This is a genomic window from Verrucomicrobiota bacterium, from assembly GCA_016200005.1.
GTDB lineage: Bacteria > Verrucomicrobiota > Verrucomicrobiia > Limisphaerales > PALSA-1396 > PALSA-1396.
Genome location: JACQFP010000081.1, coordinates 1 through 26,263, shown reverse-complemented (window position 1 = coordinate 26,263; position 26,263 = coordinate 1). Strand labels below are relative to the sequence as shown.

At 57.1% G+C, this 26,263-nt stretch carries 27 protein-coding genes and 1 riboswitch; of the genes, 10 read left to right on the top strand and 17 right to left on the bottom strand.

Annotation, left to right across the window (positions count from 1 at the left end; translation table 11 throughout):
* Nucleotides 1-22 precede the first annotated feature (22 nt).
* Nucleotides 23-144, top strand: a riboswitch (SAM riboswitch).
* A gap of 141 nt (nucleotides 145-285) precedes the next feature.
* The 5 genes from HY298_25905 (at nucleotide 286) to HY298_25885 (ending at nucleotide 3,328) form a co-directional block, all read left to right on the top strand.
* A complete protein-coding gene (locus HY298_25905; GenBank protein MBI3853694.1) occupies nucleotides 286-1,542 on the top strand; it encodes a threonine synthase in 1,257 nt (418 codons plus the stop codon).
* Nucleotides 1,543-1,571: 29 nt separating this feature from the next.
* Nucleotides 1,572-1,934: a hypothetical protein gene (locus HY298_25900; GenBank protein MBI3853693.1), complete on the top strand. Its 363-nt coding sequence runs from the start codon at nucleotides 1,572-1,574 to the stop codon at nucleotides 1,932-1,934.
* Between the two features lie 10 nt (nucleotides 1,935-1,944).
* Nucleotides 1,945-2,220: a MoaD/ThiS family protein gene (locus HY298_25895; protein MBI3853692.1), complete on the top strand. Its 276-nt coding sequence runs from the start codon at nucleotides 1,945-1,947 to the stop codon at nucleotides 2,218-2,220.
* Nucleotides 2,221-2,320: 100 nt separating this feature from the next.
* Nucleotides 2,321-2,608, top strand: coding sequence for an NIL domain-containing protein (locus HY298_25890; GenBank protein MBI3853691.1), 288 nt, complete (start codon nucleotides 2,321-2,323; stop codon nucleotides 2,606-2,608).
* A gap of 138 nt (nucleotides 2,609-2,746) precedes the next feature.
* Nucleotides 2,747-3,328: a Uma2 family endonuclease gene (locus tag HY298_25885; protein MBI3853690.1), complete on the top strand. Its 582-nt coding sequence runs from the start codon at nucleotides 2,747-2,749 to the stop codon at nucleotides 3,326-3,328.
* A gap of 281 nt (nucleotides 3,329-3,609) precedes the next feature.
* On the opposite strand, the gene HY298_25880 is transcribed toward HY298_25885, so the two are convergent.
* The 14 genes from HY298_25880 to HY298_25815 all read right to left on the bottom strand — a co-directional run bounded on the left by HY298_25880 (nucleotide 3,610) and on the right by HY298_25815 (nucleotide 18,257).
* Complete coding sequence (locus tag HY298_25880; protein ID MBI3853689.1) at nucleotides 3,610-7,038, bottom strand: pyruvate carboxylase; 3,429 nt, start codon at nucleotides 7,036-7,038, stop codon at nucleotides 3,610-3,612.
* 375 nt (nucleotides 7,039-7,413) lie between these two features.
* A complete protein-coding gene (locus HY298_25875; GenBank protein ID MBI3853688.1) occupies nucleotides 7,414-7,821 on the bottom strand; it encodes a F0F1 ATP synthase subunit epsilon in 408 nt (135 codons plus the stop codon).
* A gap of 75 nt (nucleotides 7,822-7,896) precedes the next feature.
* Nucleotides 7,897-9,300, bottom strand: a complete 1,404-nt coding sequence (gene atpD, locus HY298_25870) for a F0F1 ATP synthase subunit beta (GenBank protein MBI3853687.1) — start codon at nucleotides 9,298-9,300, stop codon at nucleotides 7,897-7,899.
* A gap of 21 nt (nucleotides 9,301-9,321) precedes the next feature.
* The gene (atpG, locus tag HY298_25865) at nucleotides 9,322-10,200 is read right to left on the bottom strand and encodes an ATP synthase F1 subunit gamma (protein ID MBI3853686.1); all 879 of its coding nucleotides are present in this window, start codon (nucleotides 10,198-10,200) and stop codon (nucleotides 9,322-9,324) included.
* A 2-nt stretch (nucleotides 10,201-10,202) separates the two neighbouring features.
* On the bottom strand, nucleotides 10,203-11,735 hold the full coding sequence (locus HY298_25860; protein MBI3853685.1) for a F0F1 ATP synthase subunit alpha: 1,533 nt from the start codon (nucleotides 11,733-11,735) through the stop codon (nucleotides 10,203-10,205).
* A 58-nt stretch (nucleotides 11,736-11,793) separates the two neighbouring features.
* A complete protein-coding gene (locus HY298_25855) occupies nucleotides 11,794-12,186 on the bottom strand; it encodes a F0F1 ATP synthase subunit delta (GenBank protein ID MBI3853684.1) in 393 nt (130 codons plus the stop codon).
* A complete protein-coding gene (atpF, locus tag HY298_25850; protein MBI3853683.1) occupies nucleotides 12,186-12,737 on the bottom strand; it encodes a F0F1 ATP synthase subunit B in 552 nt (183 codons plus the stop codon). Before atpF ends, HY298_25855 begins: the two co-directional genes overlap by 1 nt.
* A 57-nt stretch (nucleotides 12,738-12,794) precedes the next feature.
* Nucleotides 12,795-13,016: an ATP synthase F0 subunit C gene (locus HY298_25845; GenBank protein ID MBI3853682.1), complete on the bottom strand. Its 222-nt coding sequence runs from the start codon at nucleotides 13,014-13,016 to the stop codon at nucleotides 12,795-12,797.
* Nucleotides 13,017-13,084: 68 nt separating this feature from the next.
* Nucleotides 13,085-14,068, bottom strand: a complete 984-nt coding sequence (gene atpB, locus HY298_25840) for a F0F1 ATP synthase subunit A (GenBank protein ID MBI3853681.1) — start codon at nucleotides 14,066-14,068, stop codon at nucleotides 13,085-13,087.
* A 373-nt stretch (nucleotides 14,069-14,441) separates the two neighbouring features.
* Complete coding sequence (locus HY298_25835; protein ID MBI3853680.1) at nucleotides 14,442-15,473, bottom strand: alcohol dehydrogenase catalytic domain-containing protein; 1,032 nt, start codon at nucleotides 15,471-15,473, stop codon at nucleotides 14,442-14,444.
* On the bottom strand, nucleotides 15,470-16,147 hold the full coding sequence (gene tsaB, locus HY298_25830) for a tRNA (adenosine(37)-N6)-threonylcarbamoyltransferase complex dimerization subunit type 1 TsaB (protein MBI3853679.1): 678 nt from the start codon (nucleotides 16,145-16,147) through the stop codon (nucleotides 15,470-15,472). The genes HY298_25835 and tsaB overlap by 4 nt, the downstream gene beginning before the upstream one ends.
* Complete coding sequence (tsaE, locus tag HY298_25825) at nucleotides 16,128-16,586, bottom strand: tRNA (adenosine(37)-N6)-threonylcarbamoyltransferase complex ATPase subunit type 1 TsaE (protein ID MBI3853678.1); 459 nt, start codon at nucleotides 16,584-16,586, stop codon at nucleotides 16,128-16,130. The genes tsaB and tsaE overlap by 20 nt, the downstream gene beginning before the upstream one ends.
* Nucleotides 16,564-17,496 (bottom strand): thiamine-monophosphate kinase, encoded by a 933-nt coding sequence (locus HY298_25820; protein ID MBI3853677.1) that lies wholly within the window; start codon nucleotides 17,494-17,496, stop codon nucleotides 16,564-16,566. The genes tsaE and HY298_25820 overlap by 23 nt, the downstream gene beginning before the upstream one ends.
* Nucleotides 17,493-18,257, bottom strand: coding sequence for a CPBP family intramembrane metalloprotease (locus HY298_25815; protein MBI3853676.1), 765 nt, complete (start codon nucleotides 18,255-18,257; stop codon nucleotides 17,493-17,495). The genes HY298_25820 and HY298_25815 overlap by 4 nt, the downstream gene beginning before the upstream one ends.
* 111 nt (nucleotides 18,258-18,368) lie before the next feature.
* Here HY298_25815 and HY298_25810 point away from each other — a divergent pair, with 111 nt between their 5' ends.
* Complete coding sequence (locus HY298_25810) at nucleotides 18,369-20,525, top strand: thioredoxin domain-containing protein (protein MBI3853675.1); 2,157 nt, start codon at nucleotides 18,369-18,371, stop codon at nucleotides 20,523-20,525.
* A 159-nt stretch (nucleotides 20,526-20,684) separates the two neighbouring features.
* A complete protein-coding gene (locus HY298_25805) occupies nucleotides 20,685-21,419 on the top strand; it encodes a hypothetical protein (protein MBI3853674.1) in 735 nt (244 codons plus the stop codon).
* 64 nt (nucleotides 21,420-21,483) lie between these two features.
* Here the strand turns inward: HY298_25805 and HY298_25800 are convergent, their stop codons facing one another.
* From HY298_25800 to HY298_25790, 3 genes are all read right to left on the bottom strand, one after another.
* A complete protein-coding gene (locus HY298_25800; GenBank protein MBI3853673.1) occupies nucleotides 21,484-21,903 on the bottom strand; it encodes an Rrf2 family transcriptional regulator in 420 nt (139 codons plus the stop codon).
* Nucleotides 21,881-22,666 carry an RluA family pseudouridine synthase gene (locus HY298_25795; protein ID MBI3853672.1) on the bottom strand — a complete coding sequence of 262 codons (786 nt, stop codon included), beginning with the start codon at nucleotides 22,664-22,666 and terminating at the stop codon, nucleotides 21,881-21,883. The genes HY298_25800 and HY298_25795 overlap by 23 nt, the downstream gene beginning before the upstream one ends.
* 75 nt (nucleotides 22,667-22,741) lie before the next feature.
* Nucleotides 22,742-23,908, bottom strand: coding sequence for a hypothetical protein (locus HY298_25790; GenBank protein ID MBI3853671.1), 1,167 nt, complete (start codon nucleotides 23,906-23,908; stop codon nucleotides 22,742-22,744).
* A 414-nt stretch (nucleotides 23,909-24,322) separates the two neighbouring features.
* On the opposite strand from HY298_25790, the gene HY298_25785 reads away from it, so the two are divergent.
* From HY298_25785 to HY298_25775, 3 genes are all read left to right on the top strand, one after another.
* Nucleotides 24,323-24,610, top strand: coding sequence for a GYD domain-containing protein (locus HY298_25785; GenBank protein ID MBI3853670.1), 288 nt, complete (start codon nucleotides 24,323-24,325; stop codon nucleotides 24,608-24,610).
* A 371-nt stretch (nucleotides 24,611-24,981) separates the two neighbouring features.
* Nucleotides 24,982-25,551 carry an SIS domain-containing protein gene (locus tag HY298_25780; GenBank protein MBI3853669.1) on the top strand — a complete coding sequence of 190 codons (570 nt, stop codon included), beginning with the start codon at nucleotides 24,982-24,984 and terminating at the stop codon, nucleotides 25,549-25,551.
* A gap of 161 nt (nucleotides 25,552-25,712) precedes the next feature.
* Complete coding sequence (locus HY298_25775) at nucleotides 25,713-26,108, top strand: SseB family protein (GenBank protein MBI3853668.1); 396 nt, start codon at nucleotides 25,713-25,715, stop codon at nucleotides 26,106-26,108.
* Nucleotides 26,109-26,263: the final 155 nt, after the last annotated feature.

Here is a 26,263-nt window from a genome sequence, read left to right as displayed (position 1 = left end):
TCCGCATTCGTTGATACAACGAATCTCATGCAGAGTGGTTGAGGGACTGGCCCGATGACACCACGGCAACCGGTTGAAGCGCGATCTTCAATGTCCAGGTGCCAATTCCAGCTCGAACCGACAGCGGTTTGGGAAAAATGAGAAGTGCGCGTGAACTTTCACCCCTTCTCATCCCATGAGCGGGGTTTTTTATTACCCCGAAGTGGTTCGTAGCAGCGGACGTCAGTCCGCTCTAACTAAAGAATGAGCCGACTGACGTCGGCTGCTACAGTGGAAAGAACATTTATGCAAAAGCAGCAAGGTTTCATGAAGGCGCTCAAGTGCCGTGAATGCGGACGGGAATATCCCCTCACCGCCACGCACGTGTGCGAGTTCGACTTCGGCCCGCTCGAAGTTGTTTACGATTATCCCCGCATCAAACGGTCAATGACCCGCGCGGCCATTCAATCGCGTCCGCAAACCATGTGGCGCTACCGAGAATTGCTGCCCGTGGCTGATGGGCCGACCGTGGGCTTTCAAGTCGGTTTTACACCGCTGGTCAAAGCCGACCGATTGGCCAAACGTCTCGGCATCCGCGAACTCTGGATCAAGAACGACACGGTCAACTACCCCACTCTCTCGTTCAAAGACCGCGTGGTGAGCGTGGCCTTGAGCCGCGCGCGAGAACTCGGGTTTACTACCGTCGCCTGCGCGTCCACCGGCAACCTGGCCAACTCCGTTGCCGCCAACGCCGCCGCCGCCGGCTTGAAAGCGTACGTTTTTATTCCCAGCGATCTGGAACAGGGAAAAATTGTCAACTCGTTGATCTATGGCGCAAACGTCGTCGGCATCAAAGGCCACTACGATGAAGTGAATCGCCTCTGCGCCGAAATCGCGGGCAAGTTTGGCTGGGCGTTCGTCAACGTCAACATGCGCCCCTATTACGCCGAAGGCTCCAAGAGCATGGCTTACGAAATCATCGAGCAACTCGGCTGGCACATTCCCAAACACACGGTTGTCTGCATGGCATCCGGTTCCCTCTTGACCAAGATTCACAAGGGCTATCAGGAATTCATCAAGCTCGGACTGGCGACCGAAACGTCCTACCACATTCACGGTGCGCAGGCCACCGGCTGCTCTCCCATTTCGGTTGCGCAAAAGGCGGGCCTGGATTTCTTCAAGCCGGTCAAACCCAACACGATCGCCAAGTCCCTCGCCATCGGTACTCCCGCCGACGGCTTTTATGCGCTCAAAACCATGAAAGACACCGGCGGTGCGGCCGACGACATCACGGACGATGAAATTCGCGAAGCCATGAAACTGCTGGCGGAATGTGAAGGTATTTTTACAGAAACCGCGGGCGGCGTCACCGTCGGCGTGGCCAAGAAACTTATTGCCTCCGGCAAAATTCCCGCCAATGATTCCGCGGTGCTTTGCGTGACCGGCAACGGCCTCAAGACACTCGATGCCGTGAATGGCCACGTCGGCCATCCGCGCGAAATCAAACCGAGCCTGCGGGAATTCGAAGCGCTGTTGGCGAGTCAAGAGAAGGTCAACGCGTAATTCAATAATGTTTTAGGTGTTATACTTCCATGTCAGAAATAACACGAACCGAACTAAGAGCCAAAGAGGAGCGGCTTCGCGCGCTATGCACGAAAGTTGCCGAGGCATTGCGCGATTCAGATGATCCTTATGCGAAACAGATCGCGCGGGATTTTCAACCCATCATAGATACACTCGACCCGGTATCTGACCTCGAACTAAAACGCGAAGCAGGCCGACACATTCGCGACCAATTCCACAAAGAAGGTATTCAGGATCGTTGTCCTTCGGCATGGCAGAAGGTGGATTGGGATCTGCTTGTGTCCGAGCTTTTCGACCTGTCCACGCTTTACGTTGAATCCCGTTACGCGGAACTCTTTCAGCCACTAAATTCAGCCCCATCAAGTAATTGAAATTTAATTTATGCCAAAGACAATCCGAATTCCAACGCCGCTCCGCAAGTTAACCAACAACGAGGAAGTCGTTGAGGTCAAAGCCGCCACGATCGGCGCGGCTATCACCGAATTGCAAACCCGTTTTCCTGGTATCAAGGAGCGGATCGTCGATGACAAAGGCGAAGTCCGGCGCTTCGTCAACGTTTACGTCAACGAGGAGGACATTCGTTTCCTGCAAAACCAGCAGACGCCTCTGAAAGACGGCGACGAAGTCAGCATCATCCCGGCGATCGCCGGAGGCTAGAAGTAATTCAAAATGAAAAATGTAAAATTAAAAATGGGCGAAGGCACGCCCGGCGTTTTGGATAGCGTTTTTCATTTTTAATTTTGAATTTTTAATTCCTATGGCCAACGCAAAGAACAAACTGTCAGCAACCAAGTCTGACTCGCCCACACAGCGCCGTCTTTGGTTGATGTATCCGCCGAAGCTCATCAAGGAACCTCTCATTTGGAAGCTTGGCCATAAATTTCCTGTGGTCACCAACGTCCGCCAGGCCAGTGTCACCGATGAGATTGGCATTGTCAGTCTGGAGTTGGATGGAAAACGAAGCGATATCAAGGCCGCCATCAAATGGCTGGAAAAACTCGGCGTCAGCGTCGAGCCGGTCGAGATCAACGTGATTGAAAGTTGAAGCTTCGTGTTCCGACGGAGAAAGCCTCGAGAAACTGCTGGGTGAATCTGGCTGAACTCGTGTCCACGCTTTCACGCGGAGTCCGGTCGCAGATTGCCGCAGGTTGACATTGCCGTTCGGCCAATCTACGCTCTCTCCATGAACTCTGCCGTCGAAAGCATCACAAGAGATTGGACTGAGGCCGAGTTGGAGGCCCTGCCGGAGGACGGGTACATCCACGAAGTCGTCAACGGCGAACTGGTTATGAGCCCAAAAAATAATTGGTATCATGGAAGAATCTGCACCCGTTTGATTATTGCCATCGGTAACTTCGCCGAAAAACACCGGCTGGGCGCCGTGCTCGACTCCAGCACCGGCTTCTGGATGTTCAACCGGAACTGCCGCGCTCCGGACGTGTCGTTTGTTCCCAAGAGCCGGATGGAGACGCTGGGATTTAAACCCTCGGAGCGCCGCTTCTTTCCCGGCGCGCCGGATCTCGCCGTCGAGATTCTCTCTCCCAACAACACCCGCGCGGAAATCGACGCGCGCCTCAAAGACTTCTTTGCCAGCGGCACCCAAATCGCCTGGATCATCGATCCCGAAAGCGAAACGGCCGAGGTCTGCCACGCGCCGACGCAACGCAAACTCGTCGGTTCGGGCGCTCTGCTTGAAGGCGAACATCTGCTGCCCGGCTTCCAGTTCCCCATCGCCAAACTCTTCAAGGATTGGGAGTGGGAATGATTCTGCGGTGCTTGCCACTGACCTGCTGACAGACGTCGGGAGGCTCTGATTGTTGGTTGACGGTTGAGAGGAGAAGATTTGGGCCTCGTTACCTCGGCGACACCGGAACAGAGAGCCAAGCGTGGTAACGAGATGAGATTGGAGGGCGAAAGTTTTGAGGCGAGGGATCTGGAACCGTGGCTCGGCGACGGCGACATCCAATGGTTGGAAAAACTCGGCGTCAGCGTCGAGCCGGTGGAAATCAACGTGATTGAAAGTTAGACGCTGGCAGCTCTCGTTGTTCAAACTCTGAGGCGGACCAGCAGATCTTTGATTTCGACTGGCTCACCAACCTGGACACAAATCTCGTCCACCACTCCATCCGCCGAGGCATAAAGTGTGGTTTGCATCTTCATCGCCTCCATCGTCAACAGCCTGTCGCCCTTGGTGACCTTGGTCCCGACGCTCACCGCTATCGAAGTAATAATTCCCGGAATGGGCGCACCGGTTTGCAACGGGTCGGTCGGGTCGGCCTTGAGGCGGCTTTTGGCCTTGGGTTGCACCGAGCGGTCGATCACCGTTGCTTCGCGCGGCATGCCGTTCAATTCGAAGTTGAGCGTGCGATGTCCGTCCTTGTCCACCGGGCCGACGTTGATCAATTTGATGAACAGCGTTTTTCCCTCCTCGATATTGGCGGAGATTTCGTCGCCGGGTTTCAACCCGTAGAAGAAGGCGGAAGTCGGCAGCACGGAGACATCGCCGTAATCCCGCGAGAACCGGGCGAAATCCTCGTGCACCTCCGGATACATCAGGTGACTGTAAAGATCGTCATCGGTGATTTCGCGTTTCAACTGAGCGGACAAATTGGTCCGGGCCTTCTTGAAATTCAACGGCCGCAATTGCGAACCAGGGCGACCACGGATGGGTTTCTTCTTTCCGAGCACGACGCGCTGGAGTTTTTTTGGCCAACCGCCTTGGGGTTGACCCAAGCCACCGGAAAGCATCTCAATCACCGATTCCGGAAATGGCGTCACGCCCGGTTCGAGATTGAGCACATCCGCCGGTTTGATGCCGCGCGAGATTAGAAACATTGTCATGTCACCCACCACCTTGCTACTGGGTGTGACCTTGACGATGTCACCAAAAAGCTGGTTGACCTCGGCGTACGTGTGCGCGATTTCTGGCCAACGATGTCCCAGACCCATCGCCGCTGCTTGTTCTTTCAGATTCGTGTACTGGCCGCCGGGCATCTCGTGTTCGTACACTTCCGCGCTGCCGCTGGCCGGCGACGTGTCAAAAGGCGCGTACAAAGTGCGCACCTGCTCCCAGTAGTCGGCGAACTCGTTGAGCGCGGACAAATCCAGGGCAGTGTCACGCGGCGTATTCTGCAATGCCGCCACGACGGAATTTAGGTTTGGTTGGCTGGTCGAGCCGGACATCGAGGCAATCGCCAGATCCACCACGTCCACTCCGGCGTCGCTGGCACGTAGAATGGACGCGGAATTCACCCCACTGCTGTCGTGCGTGTGAAAGTGAATCGGGATGCCGACCGCTTCACGCAATGCCTTCACCAACTGGAAGGCCGCGTAGGGACGGCACAAGCCCGCCATGTCTTTGATCGCCAGAATATGCGCGCCCATGCGCTCGAGTTCCTTCGCTAGCTTCACGTAATACTTGAGCGAATATTTGCTGCGTCGGCGATCGAGGATATTTCCCGTGTAGCAGATGGCGGCCTCGCAAACGGCGTGCGTCTTCAGAACGGCCTCCATCGCCACCTTCAAATTCGGCAGGTAATTCAGCGAGTCGAAGATTCGGAAGATGTCGATCCCCTGCTCCGCCGCGTGTTTGACGAATCCAGCGACGACGTTGTCGGGATAATTGGAATAACCTACCGCGTTGGCGCCGCGCAAAAGCATTTGAAAACAAATGTTGGGAATGCGCTCCCGCAACTCGCGCAAACGCCGCCACGGATCTTCGTGCAGAAAACGCATCGCCGTGTCGAAGGTCGCGCCACCCCACATTTCCAGGCTAAACAATTGCGGGGTGCGCCGTGCCAGCGCGTCCGCCACGGCCAGCATGTCGTAAGTGCGAACGCGTGTGGCCAGCAGAGACTGGTGCGCGTCGCGGAACGTCGTGTCGGTGATGAGCAGCCGTTTCTGCTTCAATGTCCATCTGGCAAATCCTTCCGGCCCCAGTTCCAACAGCAATTGGCGCGTTCCCCCGGGCGGAATGTGCTTGTGGTCGTATTCCGGCGATTGAACGACGGGACGTGGAATCTTCGGCGTGCGACTGCGCGCCTGCGGGTTACCGTTGACGATGACATCCGCCAAGAACGCCAGCAGCCGTGTGGCGCGGTCCCGACGCGGTTTGAAGGTGAACAACCCCGGTGTGGTGTCGATCAACGTCGTGGTGGCGTTGCCCGTACAGAACGTTTCATTCTGGATGACATTTTCCAGAAACGGAATATTGGTCTTGACTCCCCGGATGCGAAATTCACGCAGCGCCCGGTCCATCCGTTGCAACGCCAGCGGCAGGGTGCGCCCGGAAGCGGTGATTTTGACCAGCAACGAATCGTAGAACGGGGTGATGACGCTGCCGGCATCACCCATGCCGCCATCCAGCCGGATTCCGAAACCGGCGGCCGAACGGTAGGTCAGAATTTTTCCGTAGTCCGGCATGAATTTGTTCTCCGGGTCCTCGGTCGTGACGCGGCATTGGACGGCGTAGCCTTGACGCGGGATTGCGTCCTGCGGCGGCAGATCCAAATCGGCGCCGTGAAGCGGATAACCTTGCGCGACGAGAATTTGTGAGCGGACCAGGTCGATCCCCGTGATGACTTCCGTCACGGTGTGCTCGACCTGAATGCGCGGGTTCATCTCGATGAAGAACCAGGACCGGCTGTCAAGGTCGTACAGGAATTCCACTGTACCGGCGTTGTCGTACGAGATTTCACGCGCCATACGCACAGCGGCGTCGCATAATTCACGGCGCACCGATTCATCCAATCCGACGGATGGGGCAATCTCCACCACCTTCTGGTGCCGGCGCTGAACCGAACAATCCCGTTCGTGCAAATGCACCACCGCGCCGTGTTGATCGCCCAACACCTGAACCTCAATGTGCTTGGCGCGTGGGATGTATTTTTCCAGAAAGACCGCCGGGTTGCCAAACGCGCGCCCCGCTTCGTTGCGCGCCTCGTCCAGAAGATTACCCAGTTCCGATTGCTTTTCGACCACGCGCATTCCTCGACCGCCACCGCCAAACGCCGCTTTGATGATGAGCGGGAAACCGATTTCGTGCGCGACCTTCAAAGCTTCAGCACGGTCGGCCACTGGTTCGCTCGTACCCGACAGCGTGGGGATTTTTAACTTCGCGGCCAGCGCACGGGCCGCAACTTTGTCGCCCATCAACTCCAACAACTCCGCCCGTGGGCCGATAAAGGTGATCCCCGCCTCCCTGCACGCCCGGGCAAACTCCGCGTTCTCCGCGAGAAAGCCGTAGCCAGGATGGATCATGTCCACGGACTTCTCCTTCGCCAAGGCCACGATGCCCGGAATATCGAGATAAGCGCCAACCGGGCCTTTGCCTTCGCCAATGAGATAGGCTTCGTCAGCCTTGAAGCGATGAATTCCTAACCGGTCTTCTTGCGCGTAAATGGCGACCGTGCGGAAGCCCAGTTCGGTCGCGGCGCGGAAAATGCGGATGGCGATCTCGCTGCGGTTGGCAACCATGAGTTTCCGGCCCCCACCCACGTGCAGGGGTGAAGGCAGGCCAGTTTTGGTGGTGGAAGGATTGGCTCTGTGTCGCAACGAACTCATATTTGTCCGCGCGTTTATAAGGTCACGACAGAAAGAAGGCAAAACATTGCTAGAAAATTCTTGTTTGTCGCGAAACCTTACCGTTTGACAAGATTGAATTCTGAATGGCCCCTCACCCCGCCCCTCTCCTCATCCGATGGGGAGAGGGTGGCCGAAGGTCGGGTGAGGGGCCTGTGCATTTCTGTCCGGAAATTTATTCTGGCATCCGCCTGGACTGCTCTGCACGACCGGGCAGCAAAAAGGCCGCTGTATTCAGCGGCCTTTCCCAATCCAATATCTGCTTTGCGCTTAGCGTTGTTGTCGCCGTTTCACTTTCAGTTGGGCCAGCGAATGCATCAGCGCGGCGCTCACCAGCGCGGCCTCTTCATCGTCGAGTTTCTCGGCCAGGCGGGCTTCAGCGCGGCGTCGGGCCTCCTCGGCTTTGGCTTCGTCGATGTCGGCGGCCTTGATCGCCATGTCCGTCATGATGGCGACCTTGTCGCCCGTGATTTCCACAAACCCTTCTCCCACGGCGAGAAAATAATCCTGGCCGTCTTTGCGCACGGCAACTTCGCCGGCCACGATTTGGGTCATCAGCGGAACGTGCATGGGATAGATCCCCATCTCGCCCTCCACTCCCGGCAGCGTGACCATGTCAACGTCCTCCGAGTAGGTCTTCGCTTCCGGCGTGACGATTTCTAATTTCAGCGTGGCCATGTGAGTTGAGTGTTGAACGTTGAGAGTTGAGTGTCGAGAATTGGCGGGCTGCTCTCAACTCTCAACTATAATCTCTCAACCTTCTTTGATCTCTTCGATCTTGCCTTTCATGTAAAAATTGCCTTCACCAACATCATCGTGTTTGCCCTCAAGGATTTCCTTGAAGCCTTTGACGGTGTCGGTGATGGCCACCTGCTTTCCGGCGTGACCTGTGAAGACTTCAGCCACCGAGAACGGCTGACTCAGGAAGCGTTGAATCTTGCGCGCGCGGAATACAGTAAGTTTGTCGTCCGGCGAAAGTTCGTCCATGCCGAGAATCGCGATGATGTCCTGCAGGTCCTTGTAACGTTGCAAAACCTTTTGCACGCCACGCGCCACGTCATAATGTTCCTGCCCGACAATTTCCGGTGTCAAGGCGCGCGAGTTCGACGCGAGCGGATCAACCGCCGGATAAATGCCCAGCTCGGCGATGGATCGTTCCAACACAATCGTCGCGTCCAGATGCGCGAACGTCGTCGCCGGCGCCGGGTCCGTCAAATCGTCCGCGGGCACGTAAACAGCCTGGAATGATGTGATTGAACCCTTCTTGGTCGAAGTGATGCGTTCCTGTAAATCGCCCATTTCCGCGGCGAGGGTTGGTTGATAACCCACCGCGCTCGGGGTGCGGCCCAGCAACGCGGAAACTTCCGAGCCGGCTTGCGAGAAACGGAAAATGTTGTCGATGAACAGCAGCACGTCCTGATTCTTCTCGTCGCGGAAATATTCGGTGATGGCAAGGCCGGACAGCGCCACGCGAAGCCGCGCTCCGGGTGGCTCGTTCATCTGCCCATACACGAGGGCCACCTTCGATTTGCTCAAATCCTTTTGGTTGATGACGCCCGCTTCGGACATTTCGTGGTAGAGGTCGTTCCCTTCGCGCGTGCGTTCTCCGACGCCGGCGAACACGGAATAACCTCCGTGCTGCTTGGCGATGTTGTTGATGAGTTCCATGATGACGACTGTTTTGCCGACGCCTGCGCCCCCAAACGCGCCGACCTTGCCGCCTTTCAAGAACGGGCAGATGAGGTCGATGACTTTGATGCCAGTGGTGAGGACCTGGGGTGAAGTTGTTTGATCAACCAACGGCGGCGCCGGACGATGGATGGGATAGTACTTGTCGGCCTGGACCGGCCCGCGCTCGTCCACCGGTTCGCCGATGACGTTGAACACGCGGCCCATCACGGCGTCGCCCACGGGCATGGAAATCGCCTTGCCGGTGTCCACGACATCGTAACCGCGCTTCAGCCCTTCGGTGCTGGACATGGCGACGGCGCGCACCCAGTTGTCGCCAAGATGCTGCTGCACCTCGAGCGTCAGCTTGACGGGCTGCCCCTGCACGCTGAACTCCACGGTCAACGCGTTGTAGATGGCGGGAAGCTCGCCAGCGAACTCAACGTCCACGACGGGACCGATGATTTGAACGATTTTACCTTTATTCATGTGTTCTTTCTCTGATTCGTATTAGCCCAGCGACATCGCGGCGCTGGTGATTTCCAAAAGTTCCTTCGTGATGTTCGCCTGGCGCAGTTTGTTGTATTCGAGCGTCAGGTCTTTGATGAGTTGCTTGGCGTTGTCGGTCGCATTCTTCATGGCGACCATGCGCGCACTGTGTTCGCTCGCCTTGGCCTCGAGCAGAAATTGATAGATCTGGAAATTCAAGTAATGCGGCAGCATCGCGCCCAGCACGTCGCCCACGCTTGGCTCGAAGAGAAACTCCGTCCCACTCTGCGTCAACTTCTCCGAGGTCGCGTGACCGTGAATATCCATCGACACGCCGTTGATCTCGCCGACCGGCAACAATTGATGCTGTTCCGGCTTTTGGTTCAACGTGGAGATGAAATTGGTGTAAAGCACATCGACTTGATCCACCTCGCCTTTGGTGAACAGCTCGCGGGCAAAGGTTGAAATCGCCCGCGCCTCGCCGAACAACGGCGCGTCCTTGTAAGTGAACTCGGCAGCGAGTTGACGTCTGGTGCGCGCGACGAACTGAGACGCTTTGCGTCCAGCGGTGATATAGATCGTCGTGTCCTTGTCGAATTTCGCCGCCTCGCGCAGCAGGTTGCTGTTGAGCGCGCCGCACAATCCTTTGTCCGTGCTGATGATGATGACGCTGCGCCGCTTTACCTCGCGCTTCTCCATCAGTGGATGTGAGAAATCCCCCGCATTGGCCGTCACTTCACCCAGCACCTCGTTCATCAATGTGGCGTACGGCCGTCCCGACAGCGCGGCCTGCTGGGCCTTGCGCATCTTGGACGCCGCCACCATCTGCATCGCCTTGGTGATCTGCGACGTGTTCTTGATCGACTTGATGCGGCGTCTTAAATCGCGGGTGGTTGCCATGCCTACTTGTACGTTTGTTTGAACTCCGTGACCGCGGCCTTCAAATCTGCGATCAACGCGTCGCTCAGCGCCTTTTCCTTCGCAATCCTCGCCATCAACTCCGCTTTGCGGCTGGTCAGATAATCGGTCAGTTTGTTCTGACAATCTTTGATCTTGTCCACCGCCACGTCGTCGAAATGACCATTCTGCACCGCCCAAAGCACAGCCGCCTGCGCCTCGACAGGTTGCGGCTTGTATTGCGGTTGCTTGAAAACCTCAACCACGCGCTTGCCGCGTTCAATTTTCGCCTGCGTCGCCGCGTCCAGGTCCGAGCCAAACTGCGCGAAGGCCGCCAGCTCGCGGAACTGCGCCAGTTCCAGTTTCACGCGACCGGCAACCTGCTTCATCGCCTTGATTTGCGCCGCCGACCCGACACGCGACACGGACAAGCCGACCGAAATGGCTGGTCGCACACCCTGATAGAACAAATCTGTTTCCAGATAAATCTGGCCGTCGGTGATCGAAATGACGTTCGTCGGAATGTAGGCCGAAACGTCGCCCAATTGAGTTTCAATGATCGGCAGTCCGGTAAGCGAACCGTTGCCATATTTCTCAGCGACTCGCGCCGACCGTTCGAGCAAACGACTGTGCAGATAAAACACGTCGCCCGGATACGCCTCGCGACCGGACGGACGTTTCAACACCAGCGACACTTGACGGTAAGCCGTCGCGTGCTTGGACAAGTCATCGTAAATGATGAGCGCGTCCATGCCGTTATCCATGAACCATTCCCCCATCGCGCAACCCGCGAACGGCGCGAGGTACTGGTTCGTCGCCGAGTCCGAAGCCGACGCCACGACGATGATTGTGTACGGCATCGCGCCGGCTTCCTCGAGCACGCTGATGACGCGCGCCACGTTCGACTGCTTCTGTCCAATCGCGACATAAATATTGTAAAGCGGCCGATACTCCTTGTCGCCCGCTGCTTCCGCGGCGCGGTTGATGATCGCTTGATTGATCATCGTATCGACACCAATCGTCGTCTTGCCGGTCGAACGGTCGCCGATGATGAGTTCGCGCTGGCCGCGGCCAATCGGGATCATCGCGTCAATGGCCATGATGCCGGTCTGCACCGGTTGGCTGACGGATTTGCGTTTGATGATGCCGGGCGCAATTTTTTCGACCGGATAGGAAATCTCGCTTTTGACCGGCCCTTTGCCATCGACCGGCTGCCCGAGCGAATTGACAACGCGCCCCAGCAGCCCTTTGCCGACGGGCACCTGAAGCAATTTGCCGGTGGTGCGGACTTCCTGGCCTTCCTTGATACCGGTGTAATCGCCGAGAATGATGGCGCCGACCTCGGTTTCTTCGAGATTCAACGCCAGCCCGGTGACGCCGTTGCCGAAGTCGATCATCTCATTAAGCATCACGTCGGTGAGACCCTCGATCTTGGCCACGCCGTCGCCGATTTCGCGGACGGTGCCGACGTTCTGCTTCGCCACACTCGTTTTCACGCCCGAGATTTGGGCTTCGATTTCTTGCAATAAGTTGCTCATGTATTCAGTTGATAGTTGAAGGTTGAGAGATGTTAGCCCCGCAACCCATCATTTGATCTTAAAAGCTTTCCTGCAACGCGGCCAATCGCGCCTGGACGCTGCCATCGTAAACATCGCTGCCGACGTGAATCCTCAAACCGCCGATCAACGCCGGATTTTGCGCGAACGAAATGGTCAATCCGTCGCCATAAACCCCGGTCAAATTCGCCCGTACACTGGACTGCGATTCTTCAGAAAGTGACGTCGCGCTTTCCACTTTGGCCGTGCGCCGCGCCACTTCCAGTTTCACCAAACGCTGGAAATGCGACAGGATCGCGACAAACTTTCGCGGCTTTCGCGCAATGACCAGTTGCACAACCTGGCGGACGCGGTTCTCATCCAGCGAACCGTTTACCTGGCAACTGCGGAACAGTTGTTTGGCATCGCGCCGCGCTTGTTTGGAAATTTTCATCAGGCCGCCAGTTGACGATTCGCTTCTTCGGCCAGCCGTTGCTGATCCTCCGTCGTCAGGATCTTGCCGGTCACCTTGCCGGTGGTCGCAACGACCAATCGCCCCACTTCGCGGCGGAGTTCCGTCAACATCCGGGCATGGTCCTGCACCGCGGCTTCACGAGCTTTGGCGATGATCTGTTCGGCGGCGGCGATGGCCTTTTGGGTCTCCTGCTCCTGCACGCGCGCCGCGGCGGTGCGGGCTTCTTCAATGAGTTTGCCGGCCTCCACATTCGCCTTTTCCAATGCCGCGCGCTGCAAAGCTTCCGTGCGCGCCAGTTCGGCTTTGATTTTGTCCGCGTTCGCCAGACCTTCTGCGATGCGTTGCCGCCGTTCCTCCAGCATCGTCAGGATCGGTTTGTAGGCGAAGCGATACAACAGGAACGCGACGATACCAAAGCTGATGACCTGCGCGATAAAATGCGGCTTGTCCAAGCCGAATTTCTCCGCCGTGCTCTTGGCGGTTTCCGACAGGTCGCTGCCGATGCTCGCGAGAAATGTAAATTGATTCATGGACTTTCTTTATTTAGGGACGGCGCGGAGCCGGTCGGACTCCGCGCCCAATATGACCTACGGTGTTGCCTTCACGAGGAACAGCGCGTAGAACACGATGGCCTCGGACAGAGCCATGCCCAACACCGCCAGCGTGATGACTTTGCCGAACGCGCCGGGGTTGCGCCCCACCGCTTCAGAAGCCTTCATGCCGACTAGCCCCACACCGATTGCCGAGCCGAGTCCGGCCAGACCCACGTGGATGCTGCCGCTCATTTCTGCCAACATTGGCGTTAACATGATGTTTTCCTTTCTTTCGTTGTTGCTCAGCGGCTCCCGCGATTGAACACGGTCGAACCGCCGAAATCTTAATGATGCTCTTTCGCGTGCGCCTCTTCGTGCGTGCAGATCAACGCGGTGAAAACTGTCGTCAACAGCATGAACACGAACGCCTGCACCAGCCCGACCAGGATTTCCAGAAAATAAAACGGCACCGGCAACAACGCGCTGAAGACCGCTTTGGCCCAGGCCGGGTGTTGAATCGTGTTCGACAACGCTTCAAGCAGATTTTCCCCGGCGAAAATATTTCCATAAAGCCGGAAGCTCAGCGAAATGGGCCGGAAGCCAATGGAGAGTACCTCCAGAAAGCCAACTGCAAAGAAAACCACGATCATCAAATACTTGATGAAACCCGTGTTGTCGCCTTTCGGCCCGAAGAGGTGCAGCGTGAAACCCCAAATGCCGTTGGATCGCAACGCCCAGATCAGCCAGAGTACCATGAAAATCGCCGCCATCGCAAAGGTCATGTTCAAGTCGGCATTACCTCCGCGCAACCACGGACGTGTCAGCTCAAACCCGTGCGCGCGCTCCACTCCCCAGCCAATCGTGCCGACTCCGGGAATCAGCCCAAACCAGTTCGTGAAAAGGATGAAAATGAAAATGGTCGCAAAAAACCAAAACGTTTTCTTCACCAGTTCCGGACCCACGATCCCCTCGAGAAACTCGTAAAGGCTCTCGACGATCCATTCCCAAAAATTCTGCGCCCCGTCAGGCACGGATTTCATGTTCCGGGTCGCAAGCTGTGCAAAAATGATGATGCCGACGGCCACGATCCACGTCACCAACATCGAGTTGGTGACTGGAAATTTCCCAATATGAAAAATTTCCGTCGCACTCGACGGCAATCCTTCTTCCTTGGTTTCGGGTACGCTCTGGCCAACGCTTTCCGGGGGGGCTTCCTGCAGTACCGCCTCGCTTGCCGGCGGCGGCGCCGGCGTGGCTTGGGCCAACAGCCCGGTCAACGGCCAGACCGCGAGCAGCAGGCATAAGGATATTTTTTTTGCCAGTTCCATTCGTTTAACAACTGCGCCGGGAGATGTCCATTCGCTTGGTTTGACACCGGCGCTTTCCGGAAGCGCGCGAGAAATTGCCGCATCGTGAAAAATTTCACAAGCGTTTTTTTTAACTATTTAGCTCCCTCCACTGCTTCCAGCAATTTGAGCAATAAAACCCGCTCCGAAAACCGTGCCGCCATCCCGGCCACCATTTCCATTATCCTCCCAGGAATCCAGTCGATTGAGGGGGTGTCCGATTGTAAATGATGCCTCAGCTACGGCACCAAAGCGATGGCCGATCGTTAAGTTTAATGGCGGTTGATGTGGGCTGCTGAATGATCTGGTAAAGGCCCAGCGAACCGCCACCCCTGACCTGCTGGTGGCGGCCGGCTCATTCGTGCACGCGAATCAAGGTCTTCACCGCCCGATTGCCCGCGGCCATCGACTCAAATAATTCCGGCAACCGGCTCAAGGGCCATTCGCCACTGACAAAATCCGCTGCGCGAATCACGCCGTTTTCAATGAACTCCAACGCGCGCCGAATCGTCCTCGGCGTGTGATGAAAACTGGCCTTCAACGTCAGGCTCGCGTAATGCATTCGCGCTGTGTCCAGCGCCACGCTCGTCCCTGACTGGCAACCGCCAAACAAATTCACCGCGCCCCCTTTGCGCACCAGCCGGATCGCCGCCTCCCACGCCTCCGGCTTGCCGACCGCCTCGATCACCACGTCGAACTCTACACGCGCCTCCGTCTGGATCGTGCGCACCAAGTCGCTCTTGCCCGTCACCTCGACAATTCTTTCCGCGCCCAAGTTGCGCGCCGCCTTCATCCGGGTATTGCCACGCCCCGCCGCGACGACGTGGCAGCCGAGATGCCTTGCCAGCGCGACAAACATCAGACCGATTGGGCCGGTGCCGATGACCAGTACGTTTTGATCACGGTGCAGTTGAACATCTTCAACCCCTTGCACCACGCAAGCCAATGGTTCGACGAGGGCGGCGTCACGAAAGCTGGTGCCCGGCTTGAGCCGCAACATATTCTTCTCCACAATCCGCGCCGGAACGATGATGGATTTTGCATAGGCCCCATTGAGAAACAGCAAGTCGTCGCACAAGTTCTCCTGGTGGTTGCGACAGTAAGAACAATTGCCGCACGGCGCGGAGTTGGCCACCACGACGCGCTCACCGACTTTCCATCCCGGCACCGCCGGATGAACTTCGCTGATCACGCCGGACAGCTCGTGCCCAAAAACCGCCGGCGGCACGATCATCTTCGCGTGATAGCCGCGCTTAAAAACTTTCAGATCCGTGCCACAGGTGAGCGCAGCTTCGATCTGCACGCGCACTTCGCCCGTCCGCAATAGACGCGCCTCCACTTTTTCGATCCGCACGTCTTCTTTGCCGTGGAGTACCGCCGCTTTCATGGTTTCGGTATGGTTGGAATCACACGCGGCGGCAAGGCTTTGACGAAATTGCTTTCCCGCAGATAAATCGGTTCAAGCTTTTCACCCGAAATAAAATCCCGGCGACCAGCGGCCAATCGACCCAACACAGCCGCGGCTGGAAATATTTCCCGACTCGCGGGAAACCACCGCTTCACTTCCGGCCCGACCACCATTTCCCCGCTTTTCATCTTGGCTTCAACCTCGCCTGGCGATGCCAACCGCAGACGTTCGACTTCGCGCCGAACTGCATCGCCGATTTCGTAGCTTGCCAGATAGAACTCTTTTCGCTGGGCGTCAATGACAATGTTGACCTTGCCGAAACAGCCTTGCTCCTGCGCCTGTGCCGCAAGACATTCCGCGCTGCTGACGCCGAGAATCCTCATGCCCGTCGCCAATTGCCAGCCTTGCGCCAGAGCGATGGCCGCGCGGATGCCATTGTAAGAGCCGGGGCCAAGGCCGACGGCCAGACAGTCGATTTGCTCCCGCTCCACGCGTGATAACTTCAATACCTCTTCGATCAAACCCAGCGCACGCGTGGCGCGACCACCGGCTTCGACCATCTCAACAAGCACCACCGGCAAGTGGTCAGTTCCACCTTCCACCACGGCGACGCTCCGTTGGGCCGACGAAAATTCAAGCGCCAAAATCTTCATAGCTGATTCGTCGCCCGGTTTCGTTGAGCGTTTCGATGTGAACCCGCCGGTAATGCTCCGGACACTTTTGCATTTTTAATTTTGAATTCTTAATTTCCTCAAACCATCGCTCCGCCCATTCCACGACGGTCACCCCGGCCGGTTTGTAGAAATATTCTTCGAGGCCGGCACTCAGGATCTGTTCGCGCGTCTCAAGGCGATACAAATCCAGATGAAACAATTTCAACCGGCCGCCGGTATATTCGTTGACCAGCGTGAACGTGGGCGAATGCACACGAGCAGAAATTCCCAGCCCGCGAGCGAGTCCCTTCACCAATTGCGTCTTGCCCGCGCCCAGATCGCCGGTCAAACCGATGACCAGCCCGGCAACAGCCGCGCGCCCCCAGTTTTCGCCCAGCGCCTCCGTCTCAGCGGGACTATGCGAAATGTGTGTAACCATGCGCGGTCATCGGTCGAACTCCATCCTTGTCGCGTATCGTGACTTCACTCCCGGCGGTCACCTTGCCGATGCAACTGAGCGGGAGTTCAGAAAACATTTGCTTCCAGGTGTCGAGCAGCGCAACGGCGTCCTTACTCGCAACTGTGAACAACAATTCAAAATCCTCGCCATCGGTCAACGCCGCCAGCAACGGCGGTTTCGTTGAACCTTCCACTTTGGCTGCGACTCGCGCAGCGCGGCTGACGGGAATCGCCGAAGAGAGCAACTCCGCGCCGACGCGACTCGCTTGCAGCAGATGCCGAAGGTCGCCAGCCAGACCGTCGCTGATGTCGATCATTGAGTGGATGGCATAATTTTCCGCCAGCCAGCGCGCCTCCGCCAGCCTTGGTTCAAACTCTAGATGTCTGCCGGTCAGTGAACCGCCAAGTTCGCCTGTTACAAATATTGCGTCGCCCGCCAAAGCGCCCGACCGCAGTGGACATTTTCCTTTGGCTACCGTGCCGATGAGCGAAACTGAAATGAGGATTCGCTCGGGATTGGTCGTGGTTTCGCCACCGACGATGGCCACCTCGTATCGGCCAGCCAGTGCATTCATGCCGGCGTAAATCGATTCGACAAAGCTCGGATCGAAATCGCGCGGCAAAGCCAGCGTGACGAGCGCGGCGGTCGGCGTGCCTGCCATGGCAGCAATGTCGCTCAGACACCGCCCCAACGCCTTGTGGCCAATCTTTTCCGGCGACGCCGCTTTCGTAAAATGAATCCCTTCAACGACGGCGTCGGTCTTGAAGAGCATCCACTGTTTGGGCAGCCCGACTTCCAGCACCGCACAGTCATCGCCCGCGCCGACCACGACCGATTCGTTGACGGGCAGCAGCGGAGTCAAACGGTTGATTAATTCAAATTCGTTCACGACCCAAAGGTCATTTGACCGAGGAGTTGTTGTTGCAGATAAAGCATTCCAAAATTGGCGGCGTTGAAAAGACTGTGGACCAGGATCGGCGCCAGCAGGTTGTTGGTTTTCTCGTACAACAATGTCAAAACAATTGCCAGAAAGGTCAACGGCACGAAGGTCGCCAGGTTGAGATGGACGGCGGCGAAGGCCAGTGACGTTCCCCACAAGGCGAGACGCGGATAACCGCTTTGTTTGACGGTGGGATAAAGGATGCCGCGAAATAGAAGTTCTTCCGCCAGCGGCGCCAGCACAATCGCCGTCACTCCGAGGCACGCACGATAAACCCACGAAGTGGTTGTCTTCAAAGCGTGAACGACCTGTTGCTCCTCCGCTTTGATATGAAACGTGGGGAATTTTTCTGCGAATGTGTTTAGCGCTTCGGCGGAGGCCGACTGCAACAGCCAGCCGATGGGCAACACGATACAGGCGATCATGAGCGCTATTAGCAGGGCACGCCCGCGCTCCGGCGTGGCGAAACCAAACGCCTCGGACCAGCCGATGTGCTCTTCCCGGAGAAATAATGTGACCAGCACCAGGGCTGCCCCGTGAAAACTGAGCACGCCGACCAGCAGATTGAACAATGAGGTTTCATCCGCGACGCCCAGCCCGAACCAATGTCTGATCACACCGCCCATCAGGCCGCCAACGCAAAGGCAAACAAACAGCAGCAGCAGCAGACGCAGCACGGACAAGGGGCTCCACGGTTTCTCCGACAACATACCGGGAGGCTAATCAACTCCGACTCCAGTGACGATGGAAAAAGTGGAATTGCGTTTCACGTTTGTTTTGCCCGTACCACGGCGTGGGGCTATGGTCTGGCCGTGTTCCTGATGGATAAAGTTGCAGTCGTTTCGCTCGTGCCAGTCGTCGCGCTCGGCCTGAGCGCCTGCCAAAAAGAATCTGTTCACCCTCAACCCAATTTGCCTGTGTCAACCAACGCCACTGTTCACACCCACACGAATCGTCTCGCCCGCGAGAAATCCCCTTACCTGCTCCAGCACGCGCACAACCCTGTTGATTGGTATGCGTGGGGCGAGGACGCATTCACCAAGGCGCGCGCAGAGAACAAACCGATCTTCCTCAGCATTGGTTACTCGACCTGCCATTGGTGTCACGTCATGGAACGCGAATCGTTCGAGAGCGAAGAAGTCGCCAAATATCTCAACAAACATTTCGTCAGCATCAAGGTGGACCGTGAAGAACGGCCCGACGTGGACAAGATTTACATGACCTTCGTCCAATCCACGACCGGCTCCGGCGGCTGGCCGTTGAATTGTTTTCTCACGCCCGACCTGAAACCGTTTTTCGGCGGCACCTATTTCCCACCAGAGAATCGCTATGGCCGGGGAAGCTTTCTGTCGGTGCTCCAGCAAATCGTGAAAGTTTGGCAGGAGCGCCGCAGCGATGTGACCGATTCCGCCGCCCAGTTGCACGAGAAGCTCGAAGCCGCAACCTCCAACCAGGCCACGACCAACTTGATTCTCACGTCCTCCGCGCTCCGCGATGCCGCGTCGTCATTCAAACGAATGTATGATTCGCAGCACGGCGGTTTCGGCGACGCGCCCAAGTTTCCTCAGCCGAGCATTCCGCGGTTTCTACTTCGCTACGCCGTCCACAGCAAAGACAGGGATGCAGTGCAGATGGTGTTGCACACCTGCGACCGGATGGCTGCAGGCGGCATTCACGATCAGATCGGTGGCGGCTTTGCGCGTTACGCCGTAGATGCCCAATGGCTCGTGCCGCATTTCGAAAAAATGCTCTACGACAACGCGCAGTTGGTGAACTTGTATCTCGATGCCTACCTCGTCAGCGGGGAAAAGCATCACGCCGATGTCGCCCGCGACATCATTGCTTACGTGCGGCGTGACATGACGCATCGCGAGGGCGGCTTTTATTCTGCCGAAGATGCCGACAGCGAAGGCAAGGAAGGCAAGTTCTACTGCTGGACGCGCGAGGAACTGTCGAAGTTGCTAACTCCGGAAGAATTCAATGTGGCCATCCGCTACTTTGGTGTCACCGAGAAAGGCAACTTCGTCGATCACAGCGATCCCAACCCGCTGCCCAATCAAAACGTGCTGAGCGTCGTCGATCCGAAACTCGCACCTGGCGATCAGCCATTGCTCACGTCGGCGAAGAAGAAAATGTTCGACACCCGCGCCAAACGGATTCGCCCGCATCTCGACGACAAAGTGCTGGCTTCATGGAACGGCCTGATGCTCGGCGCGATGGCGCGCGCTTACGCCGTGCTCGGTGATGAATCATATCGCCCCGCCGCCGAGAAGAACCTCGCCTTTATTCAGGCAAAGCTTTGGGATGCCAAGACCAAAACGCTTTACCACCGTTGGCGGGACGGGGAACGCGACTCAGTCCAACTGCTCGAAGCCTACGCGTTCCTGCTGGCCGGCGTGATTGATTTGTATGAAGCCACGCTTGACCCGAAGCATCTCGATTTCGCCATCGCTTTGGCGGAAGCCATGACCGCGAAGTTCTACGACGCCGAGAACGGCGGCTTCTGGCAAAGCGCCGCCGGCGCGAAAGACCTGATACTGCGCGTCAAGGAAGACTACGACGGCGCGGAGCCATCCGGCAATTCCGTCGCTACGCTCGCGTTGTTAAAGCTGGGCGCGATCACCGACCGAAAAGATTTCAAGCAGGCTGCCGAGAAGACGCTGCGGTTCTTTTCACATCGGTTGCAAAACTTTCCACAGGCTGTTCCCTACATGCTCTCGGCGCTTGATTTCTCGATGGAAGAACCAAAGCGGGCGGTGATTGCCGGTGCTCGGTCAAAACCGGAGACGCGCGCCCTGCTCCGCGCCGTCCATTCCGTCTATCAACCGAACAAAGTTGTGCTCGGCAACGTCGGTGCCGTCGAACCGTTTGCGAGAACATTGCCGGCGAAAGATGGCCCGGTCGTTTACCTGTGCACCGGCACCGCGTGCCAGCCGCCGACGAAGGACGCGCAAAAAGTTCAAGAACTGCTCCGATGAAATCTCGTTCCGATCCACGATTGACACGTCCCATTCCCCAGAACATTCTCACGAACTGTTAGCTCCTGCGTGCGCAACCGCTCTCCGCCATCAGGCGAAAGAGCGGGTGACGTTTGGACTTGCGAGCGGGTGAGGCTACCGCAACGAGAAAGGGTAACTATGCTTACGTTCATCAAGTCGTTTCCGCGGGTCTGCGTTTTAGCGGCACTTTCAACGATGGTCATTTTTGGCGCGGGTTGCGCCACAAATGGTCGCCACGTTTTTCTCAAGGAATATCAGTCGTCGGTTCCACAGCGATCAGACTTACCGCTGAAAGGAAAGACCATTTGCATTAAGGGTTTCCAATCCGTTGCGACACTGGCCAAGCCGGATCCAACAAGCAAACCCGAACAGCCGGCTGAGTACACCTACATACCGTTCGCGGCCGCCGACAGCAAAACTTGGCAACAGGAAGGCGACGCGTTGCAGAAGCGCACGTCAAAGGCGGACTGGCGTGAGATCGGCAACGTTCGCAATGGCTTCGGCATGGTCCTAAGTCATGTATATGCATTGAATGATCCAGGAACCTGGCTGGCGGATTCCTTGAAGATGGATTTGGAGAGCCTAGGGGCAAAAGTGGTCGGCCCCTCCGACAGCGACTCCGCCGACCTCTGCGTCTCCGGAACCATTCAGTTCTGTCGGGTGGACATCTACATGAAGATTTGGGGCGACTTGGTGGTGGATCTCGAACTACAGACAAAGAATCACAATCCATCGCACTTCTTGTTGCACACCGATGGCGGAACCGTTGCCTGGGTAGGCGCCACTTCAGAATTTTACAAACCCTTGCGTGAATCACGGCAGAAATTCTCCTTGCTCACCACCCGCGAAATCGTCAAGGCCCTCAATCCCTAGCGCGTTGTCAGCATCGTCTCGGCAATCGAATCGTTGGGAACTGGGGGCTTTCGGCTGAACGGGCTCAAATGTAATACATCTTCTCCTTCGCCGTACTTTCTTCGAGCAATTGCTGGAAGGTGATGGCGTCGGCGGTTTCGTCGAGTGCCGTTTTCATTTTCTGCCACGCCTTGCGCAGTTCGGGCGGACAGTTGAGATCGCTCAGGGCGGGCGTGTCAAAAATATGTCCGTCCACGCAGCGGAGAACGTCGCCGAGAGTGATTTCCGCCGGCGGGCGCGCCAGGAGATAGCCGCCCTCTTTTCCGCGCACGCTCTTGACGATCTGCTGCGATTTCAACTCGATTAAAATCTGCACCAGATAGTTGGCGGGAATGCCCTGCTCGGCTGCCAGGGCTTCAACTCGCAGTGAAGCGCCGGTGTGATGATGCCGCGCCAGTCCAAAAACTGCGCGGGTGGCGTAATCACATTTGACCGTCAGTTTCACGGGCGAAACTTAGGCGGAGCGTCGCCAAACCGCAATCAAAAGAAAACTGCTTCAAGAATTCGGCGGTTGGAGCTTCGATGTGAATCGTCCGTTTTTGAAACGGGTCGGGAAAGCTTACTTTGACCGCTCGCAACGCCAACTGAACCCGCCCGGCTTTTGCCTTCGATGCCTCCTTCGGATGGTAGAGCGGATCCCCCAGCACCGGATGGCCGGAGGCGGCAAGGTGGACACGGATTTGATGGGTTCGTCCAGTGGACGGTCGGGCTTCGACGAGCGCCGTCTGCTGCGTGGTTTGCAAAACGCGGAAATGAGTTTCCGCCTCCTTGCCGTGGCGCTCGTCCACCTTCATTTGGCCGATTGTTCCTAGCTTGGGCGACAACTTCATACGGCACGTCCAGCTTGAGTGCTTGGGAATTCCATCCACGCCGGCCACGTAATATTTTTCCACGCGGCGGCTTTCGAAGAGTTCGCTGTAACTCCGCAGCGCGCCCGGGCTTTTGGCCAGCAACAGAACGCCGCCAGTGTCGGCATCCAGCCGGTGAACGAACCGCAGGTATTTCAGGTTGCGCGAACGCGCCCAATAATCACCGGCGTTGAGCGAGGATTGAATTGCCAGTTGCAGATTGCGCCCGGTTCGGTCCCAGGAATCTGGTGCGAGCAACCACCCCGCCGGCTTGTCGATGGCCATGATCGCACGGTCCTCGTACAGGATGGGGATAATGATCGTGCCGTCGCCGAGTTCGATGTGCTTGGGTTTGGCCACAGTTGGAGTTCAAGCTTTAGCTTGTCGGGTCATTGCGTTCATGTCGGTAAACAAGCTGAAGCTTGAACTCCAACCTCATGGTGTCTTTAGCCCCATGAACAATATCACCAGGTCGATGATGAACAGCAGCACGATCGTTGTTTCCAGAATCAGCATCCAGAGATTGTTCTGGTCGTGCTTGAGCAACTGGTAGAGATCGTCGAGCGTTTTGAGTTTCCCACCGATCGTCCGATGCCATTCGGCCAGGTGAAAACGCGCTGAGATGTTTTCGTAGATGCGCGCCAGGTGCCAGTCGCCGAAAAACTTGGTGATGTTGGACAATTCATCGTTGAAACGCGCCAGGTCAATACGGATTTCGCGCAGCTCGCGCAGGATGTTGCCGCGCTTGCGCAAAGGACGTTCGCCGAGGTCGCGATACGAACGCTCCAGCGCCTCGTCGAGGATGCGATCGTAGGCTTCCAGTTCCGCCAACTGGAGATTCGCCAGTTCCATGATGTAAAGAGCCTCGTCGAAATTTTGCGGCTCGTCGATGATGAGGGCCGAATCCCAATCGATCACCACCAGGTCGTTCTTGTAATAGCTGAGATAACGGCCAGTGGACTCGTCGGTTTCCTGTTTGGATAACTGGTCGATGTCCGGCTCCTGGGTCAGCAGCGAGGCGACCTGGCGCCGGTGCGTTTGCAGCCAGTTCTCCGCGCTCAGGGGGGTGCCGTCGCGCGCGGTCAACGGTGATTCCAGACAGAACACGGTGTAGGCTTCCTCCTCGATCAACCGCGGGTGCGGACGAATGTAAAAGCATTTCAATTCTTCGATCACTTCCTCGGCCAAGCGGCGCACTTCGTCGTGCAACGAGCCGTTGCTGAATTGCAGATCGTGGTACGCCACCAGTTCTTCAATGTGATCGACGGCAAATGGAACCCGGACGGTGATGCTGATCGCGCCAACCGGCAGCAATTTTATCACGCGTTCGACTCGCACGCGGCCATGCGGGCCAATGCGTTCCAAGGGCGGCAGGCGGACCATTTGAGGTTTGTAGAAAAAGAGATGGCGCGGACTGCGTTTGCTGGCACCGACCACGAATTGCGCGACTGACTGGCCCAATAATTCACGCACCGGCTGGCGGGACATTTCATACGCCACATCGAACGCGTAGATGAAAACCACTTCGCCGACGTATTGTTTGACGCGGGTGGTCAAGGTCGCCGTCGCGGCTGTGTCGGATTGTTCAATGGTCGAAGCCATAGTTTCTTTGTTATCTTAGCCCACCAGCCAGTAGAAGTCTAAACCGGAACGATGCGAGTGAAGCTAACCCTCACTCTTCCCCAGTCGGACCGCGAGGGAATTCCTCGAAATAATTTCGCGCGTTGAACCCATGAACCCACCTTCTCCCCTCCTGGGAGGGGTCAGGGGGTGGGTTGGCTGTGGCTTTTCAAGGGGGGGCTTGCTCAATGTCATATTTGAGGCTTGGTTCCGCGGACAATTTTCAAACCGCCGCTCGCAATGGTCAATCATTTGCCATTTGGTTTCGAGTGGTCATCTGCCCAAGGCCGAACAAGACTTTCCCGCCGCAAGGTGATAACTTCACTGCGGGCCTGATACCAGTGCCGGACTGGAAAGGCAATAACACCGACGTAAACCAAAAGTGAAAGGATCATTATGATCAGGTATGTCAGTCTCATTCGATTCACCGAGCAAGGCGCGCGCGCCATCCAAAAGTCCGCGAGTCGCGCGGCGGCGTTTCGCGAGGCCGCGGCGAAGGCGGGCGTCAAAGTGGAAGCGCAATACTGGACGGTGGGTGCGTTCGACGGTCTGTTGATCCTCAGCGCGGACAACGAACGCCAAGCGTTGCAGCAACTCGCGCGGCTGGCCGAGGCCGGCAACGTCCGCACGGAAACCTTGCGCGCGCTGACCGCTGACGAATTCGCTGCGACGGTTTCCAAATAGCCTTTGCACAACGGCGCGGGATGGTGGTTGCTGCCGTTGACGCCAGGCCGTGGGCAGGTAGTTGGGAAATTTTCCCGGAGTCACGGTTCGCCCCGTGGCATGAGCGCCGCGCCCGCTTCCGGCAACGCGAACACTGCTATTCCACGGGGCGAGGCCGCCGGCCCCAAGGCGCGCGGAGTTTATTCCGCTTCAACTTGATCTGGCAAAACAGTCATCGAACATCAAACAGTGAACCACATCGAAGCGGACTGAAGTCCGCGCGCCCTTTGGCTGGCTGCCACACCGTTACATCGGGGATGCTTCACGATTGCACCGTTCAGGCCGAAAATTCCACTGACAAACCCCTTGCCGCGTTGCATCATAGCCTCAAGATGAAACAATGGATTAAAGATTACATCACGTCGCAGAAGGCGGCGCACGATTCCATCCCGCTGGATGGCGTGGCGCAACTCGTCGAGAAGCTGCGGCAGGCGCTCAAGGACGACCGGCAGATTTTTGTGTTCGGCAACGGCGGCAGCGCGGCCAACGCTTCGCACTTCGCCACTGACCTCGGCAAAGGTTCGTCCGACAAGCTCGGCAAACGGTTTCGCGTGCTCTCGCTCAATGACAACGTGAGCTGGATGACCGCGCTCGGCAACGATTACTCTTACGACGATGTTTTCGTCCGCCAGTTGATGAACTACGGCAAGGCGGGCGATCTGGTGATGACGATGAGTGTCAGCGGCAATTCGCCGAACCTGGTGAAAGCCTTCGAGTGGGCGAAGCAGAATGGGTTGCACACCGTCGCGCTGGTCGGCGGCAAGCGCGGTCGGCTGGCCGAACTGGCGGAACAGGTCATTGTCGTCAACGACACGCACTACGGCCGCGTGGAAGACGCGCACATGGGCATCTGCCACATGCTGTGCTACGCGTTCATGGAGAAGCCGGAGTTGGGAAAGTGACCCGAATTCGGTATTCAATTTGCAGTCTTTCTCGACGCGTGTTCAAGGCTCATTGCAAAACAAGAAGCTATGGTGGGCAGTCAATTAAGTCGAAAATACAGTCGAACCGTGAAACTAGATAGGCTGCAAAGTTTGCAGCTAAGTTGCTGTTAGGCCGCACTATGAATTCGGACCTCCTCCAAACTCTCAAGGCTCTGCCGGCCGACCCAAGCCGAGTGGTTGACCTCTATTCCCAGCTTTATGCCGGTTCGTTTGTCGTGCCAGTGCAGGCAGGCTCGGAGACAGACCTCGGCACGGCGATGTTTCTGATATACCCGACCCCGGATAGGATTCAGGAGTTACCCATTTTCACTTCTCGCGATTACGTGTTGAAGAATCTGCCGGATGATGTGGTGTTCGTTACTGCCGTGGGAGCTGTTCTTTGGTCACGGCTACTCGACGTCATCAGGGCGGCCAGCGGCTGTCAGGTAGCAGTTGATCCAGGGCAGAGTCACGGCATTCGTTTGAGCGATAGCATGATTCTCGGAATGATTTCGAGTTACTCACTGAAAGTATGAGCACGATGCGGCCTAATCACCAAAGGATGGCAAGGACCGGAGCGCGGCGGTGGTGTGACCTTGCCGTGTGAGGTGATCGCGCGGAGCGTCCTTGCCATCCGGGGTTGAACCAGCCCTTGAATGAAGCCGAACGAAAATCTTGAAGAACGAGAATG

Excerpts from the sequence above, each read along its gene's own strand:
- HY298_25885 (MBI3853690.1), top strand. The coding sequence starts at position 2,747 with ATGAACTCTGCCGTCGAAAGCATCACAAGAGATTGGACTGAGGCCGAG.
- HY298_25775 (MBI3853668.1), top strand. The coding sequence starts at position 25,713 with ATGAATTCGGACCTCCTCCAAACTCTCAAGGCTCTGCCGGCCGACCCA.
- atpD (MBI3853687.1), bottom strand. The coding sequence starts at position 9,300 with ATGAATAAAGGTAAAATCGTTCAAATCATCGGTCCCGTCGTGGACGTT.
- tsaE (MBI3853678.1), bottom strand. The coding sequence starts at position 16,586 with ATGGTTACACACATTTCGCATAGTCCCGCTGAGACGGAGGCGCTGGGC.
- HY298_25875 (MBI3853688.1), bottom strand. The coding sequence starts at position 7,821 with ATGGCCACGCTGAAATTAGAAATCGTCACGCCGGAAGCGAAGACCTAC.
- HY298_25810 (MBI3853675.1), top strand. The coding sequence starts at position 18,369 with ATGGATAAAGTTGCAGTCGTTTCGCTCGTGCCAGTCGTCGCGCTCGGC.
- HY298_25895 (MBI3853692.1), top strand. The coding sequence starts at position 1,945 with ATGCCAAAGACAATCCGAATTCCAACGCCGCTCCGCAAGTTAACCAAC.
- atpB (MBI3853681.1), bottom strand. The coding sequence starts at position 14,068 with ATGGAACTGGCAAAAAAAATATCCTTATGCCTGCTGCTCGCGGTCTGG.
- HY298_25860 (MBI3853685.1), bottom strand. The coding sequence starts at position 11,735 with ATGAGCAACTTATTGCAAGAAATCGAAGCCCAAATCTCGGGCGTGAAA.
- HY298_25900 (MBI3853693.1), top strand. The coding sequence starts at position 1,572 with ATGTCAGAAATAACACGAACCGAACTAAGAGCCAAAGAGGAGCGGCTT.
- HY298_25905 (MBI3853694.1), top strand. The coding sequence starts at position 286 with ATGCAAAAGCAGCAAGGTTTCATGAAGGCGCTCAAGTGCCGTGAATGC.
- HY298_25790 (MBI3853671.1), bottom strand. The coding sequence starts at position 23,908 with ATGGCTTCGACCATTGAACAATCCGACACAGCCGCGACGGCGACCTTG.
- HY298_25815 (MBI3853676.1), bottom strand. The coding sequence starts at position 18,257 with ATGTTGTCGGAGAAACCGTGGAGCCCCTTGTCCGTGCTGCGTCTGCTG.
- atpF (MBI3853683.1), bottom strand. The coding sequence starts at position 12,737 with ATGAATCAATTTACATTTCTCGCGAGCATCGGCAGCGACCTGTCGGAA.
- HY298_25780 (MBI3853669.1), top strand. The coding sequence starts at position 24,982 with ATGAAACAATGGATTAAAGATTACATCACGTCGCAGAAGGCGGCGCAC.
- tsaB (MBI3853679.1), bottom strand. The coding sequence starts at position 16,147 with ATGAAGATTTTGGCGCTTGAATTTTCGTCGGCCCAACGGAGCGTCGCC.
- atpG (MBI3853686.1), bottom strand. The coding sequence starts at position 10,200 with ATGGCAACCACCCGCGATTTAAGACGCCGCATCAAGTCGATCAAGAAC.
- HY298_25785 (MBI3853670.1), top strand. The coding sequence starts at position 24,323 with ATGATCAGGTATGTCAGTCTCATTCGATTCACCGAGCAAGGCGCGCGC.
- HY298_25890 (MBI3853691.1), top strand. The coding sequence starts at position 2,321 with ATGGCCAACGCAAAGAACAAACTGTCAGCAACCAAGTCTGACTCGCCC.
- HY298_25845 (MBI3853682.1), bottom strand. The coding sequence starts at position 13,016 with ATGTTAACGCCAATGTTGGCAGAAATGAGCGGCAGCATCCACGTGGGT.
- HY298_25880 (MBI3853689.1), bottom strand. The coding sequence starts at position 7,038 with ATGGTTGCCAACCGCAGCGAGATCGCCATCCGCATTTTCCGCGCCGCG.
- HY298_25855 (MBI3853684.1), bottom strand. The coding sequence starts at position 12,186 with ATGAAAATTTCCAAACAAGCGCGGCGCGATGCCAAACAACTGTTCCGC.
- HY298_25835 (MBI3853680.1), bottom strand. The coding sequence starts at position 15,473 with ATGAAAGCGGCGGTACTCCACGGCAAAGAAGACGTGCGGATCGAAAAA.
- HY298_25805 (MBI3853674.1), top strand. The coding sequence starts at position 20,685 with ATGCTTACGTTCATCAAGTCGTTTCCGCGGGTCTGCGTTTTAGCGGCA.